General features: G+C 66.2%; 12 protein-coding genes. 8 read left to right on the plus strand and 4 right to left on the minus strand.

Going from position 1 to position 16,116, the window contains the following annotated elements:
- Nucleotides 1-28: 28 nt before the first annotated feature.
- Complete coding sequence (locus ASE52_RS14535) at nt 29-409, minus strand: hypothetical protein (protein WP_057227002.1); 381 nt, start codon at nt 407-409, stop codon at nt 29-31.
- A 354-nt stretch (nt 410-763) separates the two neighbouring features.
- On the opposite strand from ASE52_RS14535, the gene ASE52_RS14540 reads away from it, so the two are divergent.
- Nucleotides 764-2,593 (plus strand): methyl-accepting chemotaxis protein, encoded by a 1,830-nt coding sequence (locus ASE52_RS14540; protein ID WP_057227004.1) that lies wholly within the window; start codon nt 764-766, stop codon nt 2,591-2,593.
- A gap of 116 nt (nt 2,594-2,709) precedes the next feature.
- On the opposite strand, the gene ASE52_RS14545 is transcribed toward ASE52_RS14540, so the two are convergent.
- Nucleotides 2,710-3,168, minus strand: coding sequence for a RidA family protein (locus tag ASE52_RS14545; RefSeq protein WP_010464024.1), 459 nt, complete (start codon nt 3,166-3,168; stop codon nt 2,710-2,712).
- Nucleotides 3,169-3,434: 266 nt separating this feature from the next.
- Here ASE52_RS14545 and ASE52_RS14550 point away from each other — a divergent pair, with 266 nt between their 5' ends.
- The 4 genes from ASE52_RS14550 to ASE52_RS14560 all read left to right on the plus strand — a co-directional run bounded on the left by ASE52_RS14550 (nt 3,435) and on the right by ASE52_RS14560 (nt 8,656).
- Nucleotides 3,435-5,924, plus strand: coding sequence for a DNA internalization-related competence protein ComEC/Rec2 (locus ASE52_RS14550; protein WP_057227274.1), 2,490 nt, complete (start codon nt 3,435-3,437; stop codon nt 5,922-5,924).
- A gap of 85 nt (nt 5,925-6,009) precedes the next feature.
- Complete coding sequence (locus tag ASE52_RS14555) at nt 6,010-7,545, plus strand: circularly permuted type 2 ATP-grasp protein (RefSeq protein ID WP_057227006.1); 1,536 nt, start codon at nt 6,010-6,012, stop codon at nt 7,543-7,545.
- A gap of 2 nt (nt 7,546-7,547) precedes the next feature.
- Nucleotides 7,548-7,703, plus strand: coding sequence for an alpha-E domain-containing protein (locus tag ASE52_RS25700; protein ID WP_010464027.1), 156 nt, complete (start codon nt 7,548-7,550; stop codon nt 7,701-7,703).
- Nucleotides 7,697-8,656 (plus strand): alpha-E domain-containing protein, encoded by a 960-nt coding sequence (locus tag ASE52_RS14560; RefSeq protein WP_010464028.1) that lies wholly within the window; start codon nt 7,697-7,699, stop codon nt 8,654-8,656. Before ASE52_RS25700 ends, ASE52_RS14560 begins: the two co-directional genes overlap by 7 nt.
- Before the next feature lie 43 nt (nt 8,657-8,699).
- Here ASE52_RS14560 and ASE52_RS26045 read toward each other — a convergent pair whose 3' ends face one another.
- On the minus strand, nt 8,700-9,038 hold the full coding sequence (locus ASE52_RS26045; RefSeq protein WP_198928107.1) for a VF530 family protein: 339 nt from the start codon (nt 9,036-9,038) through the stop codon (nt 8,700-8,702).
- 34 nt (nt 9,039-9,072) lie between these two features.
- Nucleotides 9,073-9,990, minus strand: a complete 918-nt coding sequence (locus ASE52_RS14570; protein WP_057227008.1) for a LysR family transcriptional regulator — start codon at nt 9,988-9,990, stop codon at nt 9,073-9,075.
- Between the two features lie 176 nt (nt 9,991-10,166).
- Here ASE52_RS14570 and ASE52_RS14575 point away from each other — a divergent pair, with 176 nt between their 5' ends.
- From ASE52_RS14575 to ASE52_RS14585, 3 genes are all read left to right on the plus strand, one after another.
- Entirely contained in the window at nt 10,167-11,045 is an 879-nt protein-coding gene (locus tag ASE52_RS14575) for an alpha/beta hydrolase (RefSeq protein WP_192426178.1), read from the plus strand.
- Nucleotides 11,046-11,536: 491 nt separating this feature from the next.
- Complete coding sequence (locus tag ASE52_RS14580) at nt 11,537-12,790, plus strand: efflux RND transporter periplasmic adaptor subunit (RefSeq protein WP_010464032.1); 1,254 nt, start codon at nt 11,537-11,539, stop codon at nt 12,788-12,790.
- Between the two features lie 28 nt (nt 12,791-12,818).
- Nucleotides 12,819-16,052 (plus strand): efflux RND transporter permease subunit, encoded by a 3,234-nt coding sequence (locus ASE52_RS14585; RefSeq protein ID WP_057227010.1) that lies wholly within the window; start codon nt 12,819-12,821, stop codon nt 16,050-16,052.
- The last annotated feature ends 64 nt before the right edge of the window (nt 16,053-16,116 follow it).

Below are 16,116 nucleotides of genomic sequence, written 5' to 3' on the forward strand. Positions count from 1 at the left end.
GGCCGGTTGCCCTGTCCGGATTAAGGCTTCAGCATTTGCCGGCGGCTTTGCTCAGCGCGTTGCAGGAGGCCGAGGCGGCCGCAGGTGCTGCCGCCTTGCCGGCCATCGGCGTGCAGATGGCATCCGAATTCGGCGTCTGCCCGAACGACATGGCTTTCTGGAACCCCGTGGCCGAGTACATGTAGCACTGGTAGGTGGCCCCGTCGGTGGTCTTGGCGGTGTAGTTGATGCGCCCGCCGGTTTCTTCGCTCTTGTTGGTGATGGTGAAGGCGCCCACCTGGCGGCCAATCGCCACGGAGGTACGCTGCTCCAGGCCCTCCTGGCTGATGGTGGCGGCACATCCAGACAGGCCCAATGCGATCAGGAGGGTGGCGCCGAGGCACGTGCGGTGGAGCTTGCAGGAAGTCATGGAGTCATTGGCCTTTGAAAATGGATCAGGCCAGTTTGATGGCTTCGCCGCTGCACGGGAACCCGACCACGGTAGGGTGTTGTCGGCGCGCGAAATGTGGGCCAATGGGAGCCGTCGTGGACATCGACGCCCTGATCGGCACAGATCTTTTCGTGAGGCACTGCGCTGGTGATGGGGCTGGGGGCATCCGCCCCAGACCAATGGTGGATGGATGTTGCCGCTGGCATGGCTCCACGCGTGGCCCCTGATGGGGCAGTGCAGGCAGGGCAGACCCTGATGTGTTGTGACAGAGTTTGTGCAATCGTGCAAAAGCGCGCAACATCTGTACGCAAACACACGCTTCAGGAGACAACCATGCCCACGAACTTTCGGATGGCTCACAAGCTCTGGCTGGCAGTGATTCTGATTGTGGTTCTGCTCGTCGCCGTGGTGGGGTTCTCAGGCTACCGGTCTGTCAAAGTGCAAGCCCAGGCCGATGCGGTAGCCCGGGACAGCGAGGCGCGCGTGCAGGCGGCGATCCGATGGTCGGGCCTCACCGAAACCAACGCTGCACGGACCCAGGCGCTCATCGTCAGCAGCGATGCGGCGGTGGAGGCCGAATTCAAGGACGTGATTGCCGCCACCAGCGCGCAGATCAGCGAGGTGCAGAAGTCGCTGGAGGCCATGGCGCTGTCCGATGCCGACAAGGCGCAGATGGCCAAGATCGCCGAAGCCCGCAAGGCCATGATCGACCTGCGCGGCCAGGCCCGCAAGCTCAAGGCGGACGGGCAACAGGACCAGGCCGTGGCCCTGGTCAAGCAGTCCTACAACCCGGCCGTGGCCACTTACCTGCAAACCCTGCGCGACTTTGTGCAGCAGCAGCAGCAGGGCGCGGTCGCCAAGCAGCAGGAGATGGCGGCATCCCGCATGCTTACCGTCAAGATCGCGGCTGTTGCCGTGGGCCTGCTGCTGCTGGCCATCATCGTGGGGGCCTACTACCTGATTGGCAGCATCCAGCGGCCGCTTGCGCAGGCGAACGGGCTGGCCGAACGCATTGCGGGCGGTGATCTGAGCATGCAGGAGTCAGTGACCCGGGGCGATGAATTTGGCGACTTGCTGCGCTCGCTCTACACCATGAGCAGCGCGCTGGGGCGCATGGTGCATCAGGTGCGCCAGAGCACGGACAGCATCGCCATCGCCAGCGCCGAGATCGCCACCGGCAACCATGACCTGTCGGCCCGCACCGAGCAGACCTCCAGCAACCTGCAGGAGACGGCTGCCGCCATGGAGCAGTTCACCAGCACCATTCAGCAAAGCGCAGGCAGTGCCCAGCAGGCCAGCAGCCTGGCGGCGGGGGCCACCGGTGTGGCGCGCCGGGGCGGCGAGGTGGTCACCCAGGTGGTGGCCACGATGGAGGACATCAACCACAGCAGCAAGAAGATTGCGGACATCATTGGCGTGATTGATGGCATTGCATTCCAGACTAACATCCTTGCGCTCAACGCCGCCGTGGAGGCCGCGCGTGCAGGCGAGCAGGGCCGGGGGTTCGCCGTGGTGGCCAGCGAGGTGCGCAGCCTCGCCCAGCGCAGCGCCGAGGCCGCCAAGGAGATCAAGCAGCTCATCAGCGCGTCAGTGGAAAAGGTGGAAACGGGGTCGAGGCTGGTGTCGGACGCTGGCACCACCATGACCGACATCGTGCAGTCGGTGCAGCGCGTGACCGACATGATTGGCGAGATCACGGCGGCATCGTCCGAGCAGAGTGCTGGCGTCTCCCAGGTCAACAAGGCGATCAGCAACCTCGACCAGATGACGCAGCAGAATGCGGCGCTGGTGGAAGAGAGCGCCGCCGCTGCCCAGAGCCTGCGCGAGCAGGCGGACCACCTTGCGCGCGAGGTGTCGATGTTCAAGGTGAATGCCGCCAGCTATGGGCCTGCGCAGGCGGCCATTGGTGCGGCGCGCGCCACGGCTGCCCAGCGGCCGCAGGTACCTGTCGCCGCCGCTCCAGCTGCCCCAGCTGCCCCAGCTGCGTCCGCACGGCCCGCAACGGGTTCAGGCGCGAAGACGGCGGGGCACGGTGCCCGCCCCGCCGTGGCCAGGGCGCCCGTTTCCGCCACGGCGGTGGCCAAGGTATCTGCCGCACCTGTACCCGCCGGCCGCAAGCCGGTGGTGGCCCAGGGGGCGGAAGAGGATTGGGAATCCTTCTGACTTTTTGACGCGCGGTCTGCCAGGGGGCGGGAGGCTCCATCCACCGCCGCCTTGCGCGGAAAACAAAAACCCCATGGCAACCATGCCCTGGGGTTTTTTGTGGAGCACGTGGTCTGTCAGGCCAGTTCGGCGATCAGCTCGATTTCCACGCAGGCGCCCATGGGGATCTGCGCCACGCCAAAAGCGCTGCGGGCGTGCACACCCTTTTCGCCAAAGACCTGGCCCAGCAGTTCGCTGGCGCCGTTGGTCACCAGGTGCTGCTCGGTGAAGTCACCCGTGGAGTTCACCAGGCTCATGACCTTGACGATGCGCTTGACGCGGTTCAGGTCGCCGCCACAGGCTGCCTGCAGCGTGCCCATGAGATCAATGGCCACCGCGCGTGCGGCTTCCTTGCCTTCTTCAGTGCCGATATCGCGACCGAACTGGGCGGCCCAGGGCTTGCCGTCCTTGCGTGCGATGTGGCCCGACAGGAACACCAGATTGCCCGTTTGCACATAGGGCACATAGGCGGCAGCGGGCACCGACACCGGCGGCAGGGTGATGTTGAGTTCTTTCAGCTTGTCGTAAACGCTCATGGTCTTCCTTGGTGTGACGTGAAGGTGAAGGGTGGGCACTGACCGATGTCCGCAATGCCGACAAGGCCCGCAGGGGTCGCTGGGTGGCTGGGTCGCCCGGCCGCGCCCGGATGGCCGCGAGTGTTACACAGCCCGGTGTGCAGAATCCAGCGGCCAGCCCCCTGGAGCCGCATTAGCATCAGCCCATGCCCGCCATAAGCGCCTCTAATGCCGTTTCCTCCGTCCACACGGGCCCGGACGGCAGTGTGGCCGATGCAAGCCCCGCGATGGCCGCCGCCATGCCCTGGCGGTTGCCCGCGTGGCTGCTGGGCGCGGTTTTCGGGGCAGCGCTGCAGCTGCAGCAGCCGGCGTTGTGGCCAGGAGGGGCCTATGGGGTGATCTTGGTGGCCGCCTGTGTGGTGGGCTGGTGCGCGCGGGCGGCCTCCAGAAGCCGCCGTGCGGTAGCGACAGGGGCTGCTGCGCCGGCCGCAGCGCTGGCCCTGGGCGCGGGGGTGCTGGCGATGTTCGCCCTGTGTGGATTGCGCGCAGTGGACTATGCGGGCCACGGGCTCGCGCCCGCGCTGGAAGGCCAGGACATCCGCGTGACCGGGGTGGTGGCGGCCATGCCCCAGACCAACGAGGCTGGCACCCGCATCCGAGTGGACGTGGAGGCCGCGCGCCTGAGCGGTGCCCCGGTGCAGCTGCCGCCGCGCATCGACGTGGCCTGGTACGGTGGCCCGTTCCGCGATGCGGCAGGGGCGCTGGACCTGCAGCGCGCCCCGCCAGCCCTGAAAGCCGGTGACCGCTGGGCCCTGACAGTGCGCCTCAAAGCGCCGCACGGCCTGCGCAACCCGCATGGTTTTGATTACGAGCTGTGGATGTGGGAGCAGGGCGTGCAGGCCACGGGCTACGTGCGCGCGGGGCCCAAAGACGAGCCCCCAGAGCTTTTGGCCGCGACCTGGCGGCATCCGGTGGAGCGGGTGCGGCAGTCGGTGCGCGATGCGATCCTGGAGCGACTGGCCCGCGATGTGAATGGCGACGACCCGGCCCGCGCGCGCATCGCGGGTGTGGTGGTGGCCCTGGTGACGGGTGACCAGCGCGCCATCGACCGCGCCGACTGGGATGTGTTCCGCGCCACGGGGGTGGCGCATTTGATGAGCATCTCGGGGCTTCACATCACCTTGTTTGCCTGGCTGGCTGCGCTGATGGTGGGGGTGCTGTGGCGGCGCTCCACCCGGCTGTGCCTGGCGGTGCCCGCGCCCTCGGCAGCACTGGCCGCCGGGGTGGTGCTAGCAGCGGCCTACGCGCTGTTCAGCGGCTGGGGTGTACCCGCGCAGCGCACCGTGATCATGCTGGCCGCCATTGCCGTGCTGCAACTCAGCGGCCGCCGCTGGCCGTGGCCGCAGGTGTGGTTGTGGGCATGTGCGGCCGTGGTGGTGGCAGACCCGTGGGCGCTGGCGCAGGCGGGCTTCTGGCTGAGCTTTGTGGCGGTGGGTATTTTGTTTGCTACAAATACGGTAGCTGTTAGCGCTTATCCATCAAGCGTCAAGCGCCATTTTTATGCACTAATTCGGGAGCAGTGGGTGGTGACGCTGGCGCTTACGCCCCTGACCCTGTTGCTGTTTGGCCAAGTGTCCGTGGTGGGCTTTGCCGCCAACCTGGTGGCTATTCCCTGGGTCACCCTGGTGGTCACCCCGCTGGCTCTGGGTGGCGTGCTGTGGGCGCCCTTGTGGAATCTGGCCGCCCTCAGCCTGCAGCCGTTGGCAAGTTTGCTGCAATGGCTGGCGCAGTGGCCCTGGGCCGTGGTCTTCCTGCCTGCAGCGCCGTTGTGGGCGGGCATGCTGGCCGTGGCGGGGGGCGCGCTGCTGGCCACACGCCTGCCCTGGCGGTTGCGGCTCTTGGCACTTCCGCTGCTGTGGCCCGCCCTGTGGTGGCAGCCGGTGCGCCCGGCGGCAGGGCAGTTTGAACTGCTGGCCGCCGACATCGGCCAAGGCAACGCGGTGCTCGTGCGCACCGCCACCCACACGCTGCTGTACGACGCGGGGCCGCGTTTCAGCCGCGAGAGCGACGCGGGCCACCGCGTGCTCGTGCCGCTGCTGCGGGCACTGGGGGAGCGCGTGGACATACTCATGCTCAGCCACCGCGATGCCGACCACACGGGCGGTGCGGCGGCGGTGCTGGCGCAGCAGCCGCATGCCGAGCTGGTGGGGTCGATCGAGGCCGAGCACACCTTGCAGGCTCTGCGCCCGGTTCGCCCCTGCCTGGCGGGCCAGCGCTGGGAGTGGGATGGTGTCGTTTTCGAGGTGCTGCACCCGCATCCGCAGCCGGACGACGCGGTGGCTGCGCGCACCTTGCGCCCCAACGCGTTGAGCTGTGTGCTGCGCATTGCGGCCAGCGGGGCGGTGGCGTCGGCGCCGGTGGCGTTGCTGGTGGGTGATATCGAAACCCCGCAGGAGCAGGCCCTGCTGGCGCGCGGTGCGGCGCTGCGTGCCGACCTGCTGCTGGTGCCCCACCATGGCAGCAAGACATCCTCATCGCCGGCGTTTCTGGATGCTGTCCAGCCACGCACTGCTTTGGTGCAAGCCGGGTACCGCAACCGGTTTGGCCATCCGGCCCCCGAAGTGTTGCAGCGCTACCGTGCGCGCGGCGTTGAGGTGGTGGAGTCTTCACGCTGCGGCGCCGCGACGTGGGCGTCGTCAACGCCTGCAGCGGTGGGGTGCGAGCGCGATACGGGCCGGCGGTATTGGCAACATCAGATGGCACCCCGGACGGAGTGATCGGACGGGATGGCGCAGCTCCATGGATGGCTGTTTCGGAAGTGTGGGCGCGCAACTTGCTATCCTGTTACCAGGAGGCCAGTTCATGCAGAAATTTGACGAGATGTACGCCATGCTGCCTTTTGATGGCAGCGATGTGCGGGAACACTACAAGCGCTATGCGCAGTGGTTGAGCAAACAGCCCCCTGATGTGATGCAGGCCCGCCGGGCCGAAGCCGAGATGATCTTCCGGCGTGTGGGCATCACCTTCGCCGTCTATGGCGCGAAGGACGAGGGCGGCGCGGGCAACGAGCGGTTGATTCCGTTTGACCTGATCCCGCGCATCATTCCGGCCCATGAGTGGAGCAGCATGCAGCAAGGGCTGGTGCAGCGGGTCACGGCGCTCAACCGCTTCATCCACGACGTGTACCACGGCCAGGACATCATCCGCGCCGGCATCGTGCCCGCCGACCTCATCCTCAACAACGCGCAGTACCGGCCCGAGATGGCCGGTGTGCAGGTGCCGCAGAACATCTACGCGCACATCGCGGGCATCGACATCGTTCGAGCGCCCAATGAAAAGGGCGAAGGCGAGTACTACGTGCTCGAAGACAACCTGCGCGTGCCCAGCGGCGTGAGCTACATGCTCGAAAACCGCAAGATGATGATGCGGCTGTTTCCCGACCTGTTCAGCCTGCACAAGGTGGCGCCCGTGGCCCACTACCCCGACATGCTGCTCGAGACCCTGCGCGCCAGTGCCCCCGCTGCGGCCGACGAGCCGACGGTAGTAGTGCTCACGCCTGGCATGCACAACAGCGCGTACTTTGAGCACGCCTTCCTTGCGCAGCAGATGGGTGTGGAGTTGGTCGAGGGACAGGACCTGGTCGTCAAGGACAAGTTCGTCTACATGCGCACCACGCGCGGCCTGCAGCGGGTGGACGTGATCTACCGCCGCGTGGACGATGACTTCCTCGATCCGCAGGTGTTCCGCCGCAATTCCACGCTGGGCTGCCATGGCCTCATGGAGGCCTATCGCGCAGGCAACGTGGGCATCTGCAATGCAGTGGGCACCGGTGTCGCCGACGACAAGTCGGTCTACCCCTATGTGCCCGAGATGATTCGCTTCTACCTGGGGCAGGAACCCATCCTCAAGAACGTGCCCACCTGGATGTGCCGCAAGCAGGACGACCTGCAGCATGTGCTGGCGAACCTGAAGGACCTGGTCGTCAAGGAAGTGCACGGCGCGGGCGGCTACGGCATGCTGATCGGCCCGGCCGCCACGCAGGCCGAGATCGAGGACTTCCGCCGCGCGCTGCTGGCCAACCCGGCGGGCTACATCGCCCAGCCCACGCTCAGCCTGTCGAGCTGCCCCACGTATGTGGAAAGCGGCATCGCCCCACGCCATATCGACCTGCGCCCTTTCGTGCTCAGCGGCCGCGAGGTGCAGATGGCCGCTGGGGGCCTCACGCGTGTGGCGCTGCAGGAGGGCTCGCTGGTGGTGAATTCGTCGCAGGGCGGGGGGACCAAAGACACCTGGGTGCTGGGCGAGGATGCGCCTGCCGCGCAACCCAAGGCCGTGCAATCCCAGTCGCAGGGCCAGGGTCAGGGCCAGTCGCAAAGTCAATCGCAAGGGAGCATCTGAACATGCTGAGCCGCACCGCCGACCACTTGTTCTGGATGTCCCGCACCACGGAGCGGGCGGAAAAGCCCCATGCCATGGGGCTTTCGATACAACACCGCGTGCGTGCGCAGCACGTGCGGGGTTCTCTGCCCTGTTCGATGAAGGAGGCCGCATGCTGAGCCGCACTGCCGACCATTTGTTCTGGATGTCCCGCTATACCGAGCGGGCAGAGAACACCGCCAGAATGCTCAATGTGAGCTACGAAACATCGCTGCTGCCGCAGGCTGCCGATGTCGCGCAAAAAGGCTGGGAAGGGCTGTTGTCCATCAGCGAGCTGATCCCCGCCTACACCGCCAAGCATGGCGAGGTGACGCCCGCCCGTGTACTGGAGTTCATGGTGCGCGATGGGACCAATCCCTCGTCCATCCTGTCATGCCTGCGCGCCGCGCGCGAGAACGCACGGGCCGTGCGGGGCGCGTTGACCACCGAGGTGTGGGAGACGAAGAACCAGACCTGGCTGGAGCTGCACCGGCAGCTGGAGGGCGATGCCTTCGAGCGTGACCCGGGCCAGTTTTTTGAATGGGTGAAGTACCGTTCGCACCTCTCACGGGGCGTGGTGCTGGGCACCATGCTGCAGGACGAGGCCTTTCACTTCCTGCGCATGGGCACGTTTCTGGAGCGCGCCGACAACACCGCGCGTCTGCTGGATGTGAAGTTCCATGCGGTCAAGAATGATTTTTTTGGCCGTGCCAGCGACCGCAACCAGGAGAGCGATTTCTACCATTGGAGCGCCATCCTGCGCAGCGTGTCGGCCTTCGAGGTGTACCGCAAGGTCTATCGCGATGTGATCACTCCGGGGCGTGTGGCCGATCTGCTGATCCTGAGCCGCGACATGCCCCGCTCGCTCCACGCCTGCCTGCGCGAGGTGGTGGACAACCTGGCCGTGTTGGCCAACGGGCAGTCCGCCGAAACCAGCCGCAGGGCAGGGCGCCTGCTGGCCGACCTGCAGTACGGCCGCATCGACGAGATCCTGGCCACGGGCCTGCACGCTTTCCTCACGCAGTTCCTGGACCGGGTGAACGACCTCGGGGGCGGCATCAGCCGCGATTTCCTGGTGACCTCGGGCGACTGAGCCGGGGCAAGGTGACCGTGGCGCGGCGCAGGCACGCGGCCGGTCACTCCTGCCCGTTGCGCCTCTGGTCGCGCAGCATGAAGAGATACAGGCTTTCGACCTTCTCGCGCGCCCAGGGGGTCTTGCGCAAAAACTTGAGGCTGGAGCCCACGCTGGGGTCGATTTGAAAGCACCGGATGGGGATCTGCTGCCCCAGTTCGTCCCAGCCAAAGTAGTCTGCCAGCCCCACCACCATGGCTTCCAGCGTCACGCCGTGCAGCGGGTTGCGTGGCTGCTTGGCCGGGGCGCCAGCAGGGCTCGGGGGGGCTGGGGTGCCTGGAGCGGCGGGCGTGCCTTCGGTGACGGATGAACCAGGTATGGGGGTGGGCTCGTTGGCGTTCATGGCCCCAAGCATAAAGCCGCAGGGCCGCAGCGTCTCACCCGGACCGCTGCAGATGGGTCTCGCTGCGGAACAGTTCAGCGGCCCAATCCACGAATGCCCGCACCTTGGCGCTCAGGTGGCGGTTGGGTGGGTAGACCACGTACACGGGCAGCACGGGCTGCGTCCATTGAGGCAGCAGTTGCACGAGTGCCCCGCTCTTCAGGTGCCGTTCGGCCTGGAAGCTCGTGATCTGGCCAATGCCCAGGCCTGCCACCAGGGAGGTCACGTACGCATTGGCCTCGTTGACGCTCAACTGGTAGGGCCCTGAAATATCGATGGACTCGGTGTCCTTGCGGAACTCCAGCGGGTAGTGCCGGCCCGAATGGGGCGAGAAATACAGCAGGCTGGTGTGCTTTTCCTCAATCTCCAGCGGATGCGCGGGTGTGCCCTTGCGGGCCAGGTAGTCTGGCGATGCCACGGTGATGAATTCCAGATTGCCGATGCGCCGCGCCACCAGCGACTGGTCGCTCAACTCGCCGCCCCGGATCACGCAGTCCACGTTGTCGCCAATCAGGTCCACGATGCGGTCGCTCACGCCCAGGTCGAGCTGGATGTCCGGATAGCGCGCGTGGAAATCCGCCAGGTGCGGTATCAGCAGCAATTGCGCCACTGCCGTGCCCACATCGATGCGCAGGCGCCCGCGCGGGTTCGCCCGCGCGTTGGTCATGCTGGCCTCGATGTCGTCCAGGTCGGTCAGCAGGCGCACGGTGCGGTCGTAGTAGGCCGCGCCGTCGGGCGTCACCGTCACACGGCGTGTGGTGCGGTTGAGCAGCTTCACGCGCAGGCGCTCCTCCAGCGCTTGCACGTGCTTGGTCACCGTGGCTTTGGGCAGCGAGAGTGAATCGGCCGCCCGGGTGAACGTGCCGGCCTCTACCACCCGCACGAATATGCGCATGGCCTGTATTTGGTCCATGGCTTCTCCTTGAATCTGGAACTACAGCACCCACCAGTGGGTGCTGAGGAATTCTCACATGCCCGCCACCCTGCGATTGTTGAGCTTTTGGAAACAGTGCGGTGGTGTTTGACCTGTTTATCTGAAAGACGCAAGCCACTACATTTCATCCATCGTCAATTTACTGGGTACATGCCATGCAGCCCGACCATCTTTCCTCGCCATCTTTCATTCTGCCGCCCGTTGCCAAGCCCTCCGAAGGGGGCAAGGCTGCCTCCGTGTGCTCCGACTCCACTATTGAAGTGACCAAGGGGCGGGATGTGGCCGTGCGCATGTATGGGCGCAAGAAGAGTGGCCAGGCGTCGCCGGTGGTGGTGCATTTTCATGGTGGCGCATTCACCTCGGGAGGTCTGGACACCGGCTGCACCGTGGCCTCGCTGCTGGAAGGCGTGGGGGCCGTGGTGGTGTCGGTGGCGTACCCGCTCACCCCGTTCCCGCAGCCGGTGGACACGGGCTATGACGTGCTCAAGTGGGTGCACCGCAACCGCACCAAGCTCGGCGGGCAAGGTGCGCTGGTCTACCTCGCCGGTGAAGAAGCTGGTGGCAACCTGGCCGCCGCCGTGGGCCTGATGGCGCGCGACCAGTCGCACCCGCCGCTGGCCGGGCAGATCCTGCTCTCGCCCATGCTGGACCCGTGTGTGGGCACGGCCTCACTGCGCGAAGCCACGGGCAATGCCACCGGCTGCAAATGGGCCGAAGGCTGGCGCAATTTTCTGCGCAGCCCGCGCGATGCAGATCATCCTTACGCCGTGCCCGGGGCTGCACATCGCCTGGCAGGTTTGCCACCCACGCTGGTGCTGGTGGGCGACACCGACCCCATGCACGACGAAGCGCTGGCCTACGCCACCCGGCTGGAGGCCGCAGGCCTGCAGGTCACCCGCCATGTTTTCTCCAAAACGGCGCAGTGGCCCGATGCCTTGCTGCAGACCGGGCAAAACGAATGCCCTTGCGCCGCGGGTGCGCAGGAGCAATTCCGCCTGTTTTTTGAAGCCACCCGATGTCCGGTGCCTTCCTGAGAGTTTGTTCCCAGCAACTCGGGCCGCAGAAAGTCGTTGACCTCAACTTTGGTTGAGGTTTGATACTGCGGCCTTCCCGCCAACCACCTGGTTTTCAACGCTGATTTTTCCGGCCTCACCGTGCCGGAGGGAGAAGCCTTGTCCACGCATTTCTGCAAGCCGTGTCCGCCTGGGCCCAGACGGCAGGCAGGGGCGATTGATGTCAACGATAGATACGGAGGAAATCACAGCATGAAAAAACCATGGGGCCACTCGCCGCTCCGCAACCACGGCTGTCACAACACGCAGCGCAGCCACGTCTTCTGACATCGGTATGGACATGGCCCGGTGGTGTGCTGTAGGGGCCTTGACTTTTCCACCGTGTCATTGCCGAGACTGCCCCTCCATCCACGGCCCTGACACATGTCGGCACAACGCCCACGCACCGGGGCGTGGCAAAAAAACCTCCACCGGCTCGCCCCACAAGGGAAGCCTTAACGATTGAAACGACTATGAACTCCAATCCTTTCTCCAAGAGCCGCCCGCTGGGCCTGGCCACCCTTGCCACCGCAGTGACGGCCACCGTGGCCGCCATCATCCTTGTGTTCCAGGCGCCTGTTGCCCAGGCCGATGGCACCCCTGCAGCGCCACCGGCCATGCCGGTGTCGGTGGCGGCCGTACTGCAAAAAGACATCGCACTGTGGGACGAGTTCTCCGGCCGCCTCGAAGCCGTGCAGCGTGTGGACGTGCGACCGCGCGTCTCGGGCGCCGTGCAGGCCGTGCACTTTCGCGAAGGCTCGCTGGTCAAGCAGGGCGACCTGCTGGTCACGGTGGACCCCGCTCCTTACGCCGCCGAGGTGGACCGCGCCGAAGCCCAGGTGGTGGCCGCGCAAGCCCGTGTGTCGTACACGCGCAGCGAACTGGAGCGCGCCACGCGCCTGCTCGAAGAAAAAGCCATTGCCCAGCGCGAGCATGACGAACGCCTGAACGCACAGCGTGAGGCCGATGCCAACTTGCGCGCCGCCCAGGCTGCGCTGCAGACCGCGAAGCTGAACCTAGGCTACACCCAGGTGCGCGCCCCGGTGGCGGGCCGCGTGGGCCGCATCGAAGTCACCGTGGGCAACCTGGTGGCTGCCGGTGCGGGCGCCCCCGTGCTGACCACGCTGGTGTCCGTGAGCCCTATCTACGCGAGCTTCGACACCGACGAGCAGATCGTGGTGAAGGCCCTGGCCGACCTGCAAAGCGGCCAGCGTGGCAATAGCGCGCGCCAGCTCATCGAGCGCATCCCCGTGCAGATGGGCACCGGCACCACGGGCGGTACGCCGCACGCCGGCCGCTTGCAGCTCATCGACAACCAGGTGGATGCCAAGAGCGGGACGGTGCGTGTGCGCGCCGTGTTCGACAACGAAGACGGTGTCCTGATGCCCGGCCAGTTCGCCCGCATCCGCATGGGCCAGGCCCGCAACACGCAAGCGCTGCTGATCAACGAGCGTGCCGTGGGCACCGACCAGAACAAGAAGTTCGTGATGGTGGTGGGCGAGGGCAACAAGGCCGAATACCGCGAAGTCACCCTGGGCGCGCCGATTGACGGCCTGCGCGTGGTCACCTCAGGCCTCAAGGCTGGCGAGAACATCGTCGTCAACGGCCTGCAGCGCGTGCGCCCCGGCGCCGTGGTGGCGCCCCAGTCGGTTCCCATGACCGCCAAGGCCGAGATTGCGGGTGATCGCAAGGAAGCCAAGAACGCAGCCAAGTCGCCAGCGGCCTGAGCGCCACGGACCCAAGGAATTTGCATCCATGAATCTATCCCGCTTCTTCATCGACCGCCCCATCTTTGCCGGGGTGCTGTCGGTGCTCATCTTCCTCGGGGGGCTCATCGCATTGCGCGGTCTGCCCATCTCCGAATACCCTGAAGTCGCGCCGCCTTCCGTGGTGGTGCGCGCACAGTACCCGGGCGCCAACCCCAAGGTGATCGCCGAGACCGTGGCCACGCCGCTGGAGGAATCCATCAACGGCGTGGAGGGCATGCTCTACATGGGCAGCCAGGCCACCACCGACGGAGTGATGACGCTGACCGTGACCTTTGCCCTGGGCACCGACCCCGACAAGGCCCAGCAGCTGGTGCAGAACCGCGTCTCGCAGGCCGAGCCGCGCCTGCCCGAGGAAGTGCGCCGCCTGGGCGTGACCACGGTGAAGAGCGCGCCGGACCTGACCATGGTGGTCCACCTGGTCTCGCCCAACAACCGCTACGACATCGACTACCTGCGCAACTACGCGGTGCTCAATGTGAAGGACCGCCTCGCGCGCATCGGCGGCGTGGGCCAGGTGCAGATCTTCGGCGGCGGCGACTACTCCATGCGTGTGTGGCTCGACCCGCAAAAGGTCGCGCAGCGCGGCCTGTCGGCCAGCGACGTGGTGACCGCCATCCGCGGTCAGAACGTGCAGGCGGCCGCCGGCGTGGTGGGCGCATCGCCCGGCCTGCCCGGCGTGGACCTGCAACTGTCCATCAACGCCCAGGGCCGCCTGCAGACCGAAGAAGAGTTCGGCGACATCATCGTCAAGACCGGTGCGGACGGTGCGGTGACGCGCCTGCGCGACATCGCCCGCCTGGAGCTGGGCGCGGCCGACTACTCGCTGCGTTCGCTGCTCAACAACGACCCTGCCGTGGGCATGGGCGTGTTCCAGGCGCCGGGCTCCAACGCGCTCGACATCTCGTCCAACGTGCGCAAGACCATGGATGAGATCCAGAAGAACATGCCCGAAGGCGTGGAGTACCGCATTGCGTACGACCCCACACAGTTCGTGCGTGCGTCCATCAAGTCCGTGATCCACACGCTGCTCGAAGCCATCGCCCTCGTGGTGCTGGTGGTGATTTTGTTCCTGCAGACCTGGCGCGCGTCCATCATCCCGCTGCTGGCCGTGCCGGTGTCGGTGGTGGGCACGTTCGCGGTGCTGCACCTGCTGGGCTTTTCGATCAACGCCCTGAGCCTGTTCGGCTTGGTGCTGGCCATCGGCATCGTGGTGGACGATGCCATCGTGGTGGTGGAGAACGTCGAGCGCAACATCGAGGCGGGCCTGACCCCGCGCGAGGCCACCTACCGCGCCATGCGTGAAGTCTCCGGTCCCATCATCGCGATTGCGCTGGTGCTGGTGGCCGTGTTTGTGCCGCTGGCCTTCATCAGCGGGCTCACCGGCCAGTTCTACAAGCAGTTTGCGGTGACGATTGCGATCTCCACGGTGATCTCGGCGATCAACTCGCTGACCCTGTCGCCCGCGCTCAGCGCGCTGCTGCTCAAGGGCCACAACGAGCCCAAGGATGCGCTCACGCGCGGCATGGACAAGGTGTTCGGCGGGCTGTTCCGCGGCTTCAACCGTCTGTTCCACCGCGGCTCCGAGGCGTACAGCGGCGGCGTCAAGCGCGTCATCGGCCGCAAGGCGCTGATGTTCGTGATCTACCTCGCGCTGGTGGGTGCCACCGTGGGCCTGTTCAAGATCGTGCCCGGCGGCTTCGTGCCCGCGCAGGACAAGCAGTACCTGATCGGCTTTGCGCAGCTGCCCGATGGCGCCACGCTGGACCGCACCGAGAACGTAATCCGCCGCATGGGCGAGATCATGAAGGAGAACCCCAACGTCGAAGACGCGATTGCCTTCCCCGGCCTGTCGATCAACGGCTTCACCAACAGCTCTAACTCCGGCATCGTGTTCGCCACACTCAAGCCCTTTGCCGAGCGCACCCGCGCCGACCAGAGCGGCGGTGCCGTGGCAGGGCAGCTGAACCAGTCGTTCGGCAGCATCCAGGACGCGTTCATCGCCATGTTCCCGCCGCCACCCGTGGCGGGCCTGGGCACGACCGGCGGCTTCAAGCTGCAGATCGAAGACCGCGCGTCGCTGGGCTTTCAGGCCATGGACGGCGCCGTGAAGGCCTTCATGGCCAAGGCCTACCAGACGCCCGAGCTGGCCGGCCTGTTCACCAGCTGGCAGGTCAACGTGCCGCAGCTGTACGCCAACATCGACCGCACCAAGGCCCGCCAGCTGGGTGTGCCGGTGACGGACATCTTCGACACGCTGCAGATCTACCTGGGCAGCCTGTACGCCAACGACTTCAACCAGTTTGGCCGCACGTACAGCGTGCGTGTGCAGGCCGATGCGGCCTACCGCGCGCGGGCTGAAGACGTGGGCCTGCTCAAGGTGCGCTCTGCCACCGGCGAGATGGTGCCCCTGTCGGCGCTGATGAAAATGGAGCCTAGCTTCGGCCCCGAGCGTGCCATGCGCTACAACGGCTACCTGGCCGCCGACATCAATGGCGGCCCTGCACCCGGCTACTCGTCGGGGCAGGCCCAGGCCGCCATCGAGCGCATCGCTGCAGAAACGCTGCCCCAGGGCATCACGTTCGAGTGGACCGAGCTGACCTACCAGGAAATACTGGCCGGCAACTCTGCCGTGCTGGTGTTCCCGCTGGCCATCCTGCTGGTGTTCCTGGTGCTGGCCGCGCAGTACGAAAGCCTCACGCTGCCGATTGCCATCATCCTGATCGTGCCCATGGGCATCCTGGCGGCCATGACCGGGGTGTGGCTGAGCAACGGCGACAACAACGTGTTCACGCAGATCGGGCTCATCGTGCTGGTGGGGCTGTCGGCCAAAAACGCGATCCTGATCGTGGAGTTTGCGCGTGAGCTGGAGTTTGCCGGGCGCACCCCCGTGCAGGCCGCCATCGAAGCCAGCCGTCTGCGCCTTCGTCCCATCCTGATGACCTCCCTGGCCTTCGTGATGGGCGTGCTGCCCCTGGTGCTGTCCACCGGTGCGGGCGCCGAAATGCGCAGCGCCATGGGTGTGGCGGTGTTCTCCGGAATGATCGGGGTGACGGCTTTTGGCCTGTTCCTCACGCCCGTGTTCTACGTGCTGCTGCGCAAGCTGGCAGGCAACCGCCCGCTGGTGGAGCATGGCACGCATGTGGCTCCCATCTCGCATGCGCCCGGTAGCGGTGGCACCGCCCACCCTGTGCTGGCCGCACCGCGCAAGGAGTACGAATGATGCGCCTCACCACGGTGACGACAACGACCTTTGTGGCCTTAGACGCTCGCTCCCCGATGTCCAC

The organism is Acidovorax sp. Root275, assembly GCF_001428965.1.
GTDB lineage: Bacteria > Pseudomonadota > Gammaproteobacteria > Burkholderiales > Burkholderiaceae_C > Acidovorax > Acidovorax radicis.

Bases quoted from the DNA above. Each gene is read 5' to 3' on its own strand.
- ASE52_RS14535 (WP_057227002.1), bottom strand. From the start codon at position 409: ATGACTTCCTGCAAGCTCCACCGCACGTGCCTCGGCGCCACCCTCCTG.
- ASE52_RS14540 (WP_057227004.1), top strand. From the start codon at position 764: ATGCCCACGAACTTTCGGATGGCTCACAAGCTCTGGCTGGCAGTGATT.
- ASE52_RS14545 (WP_010464024.1), bottom strand. From the start codon at position 3,168: ATGAGCGTTTACGACAAGCTGAAAGAACTCAACATCACCCTGCCGCCG.
- ASE52_RS14550 (WP_057227274.1), top strand. From the start codon at position 3,435: ATGGCCGCCGCCATGCCCTGGCGGTTGCCCGCGTGGCTGCTGGGCGCG.
- ASE52_RS14555 (WP_057227006.1), top strand. From the start codon at position 6,010: ATGCAGAAATTTGACGAGATGTACGCCATGCTGCCTTTTGATGGCAGC.
- ASE52_RS25700 (WP_010464027.1), top strand. From the start codon at position 7,548: ATGCTGAGCCGCACCGCCGACCACTTGTTCTGGATGTCCCGCACCACG.
- ASE52_RS14560 (WP_010464028.1), top strand. From the start codon at position 7,697: ATGCTGAGCCGCACTGCCGACCATTTGTTCTGGATGTCCCGCTATACC.
- ASE52_RS26045 (WP_198928107.1), bottom strand. From the start codon at position 9,038: ATGAACGCCAACGAGCCCACCCCCATACCTGGTTCATCCGTCACCGAA.
- ASE52_RS14570 (WP_057227008.1), bottom strand. From the start codon at position 9,990: ATGGACCAAATACAGGCCATGCGCATATTCGTGCGGGTGGTAGAGGCC.
- ASE52_RS14575 (WP_192426178.1), top strand. From the start codon at position 10,167: ATGCAGCCCGACCATCTTTCCTCGCCATCTTTCATTCTGCCGCCCGTT.
- ASE52_RS14580 (WP_010464032.1), top strand. From the start codon at position 11,537: ATGAACTCCAATCCTTTCTCCAAGAGCCGCCCGCTGGGCCTGGCCACC.
- ASE52_RS14585 (WP_057227010.1), top strand. From the start codon at position 12,819: ATGAATCTATCCCGCTTCTTCATCGACCGCCCCATCTTTGCCGGGGTG.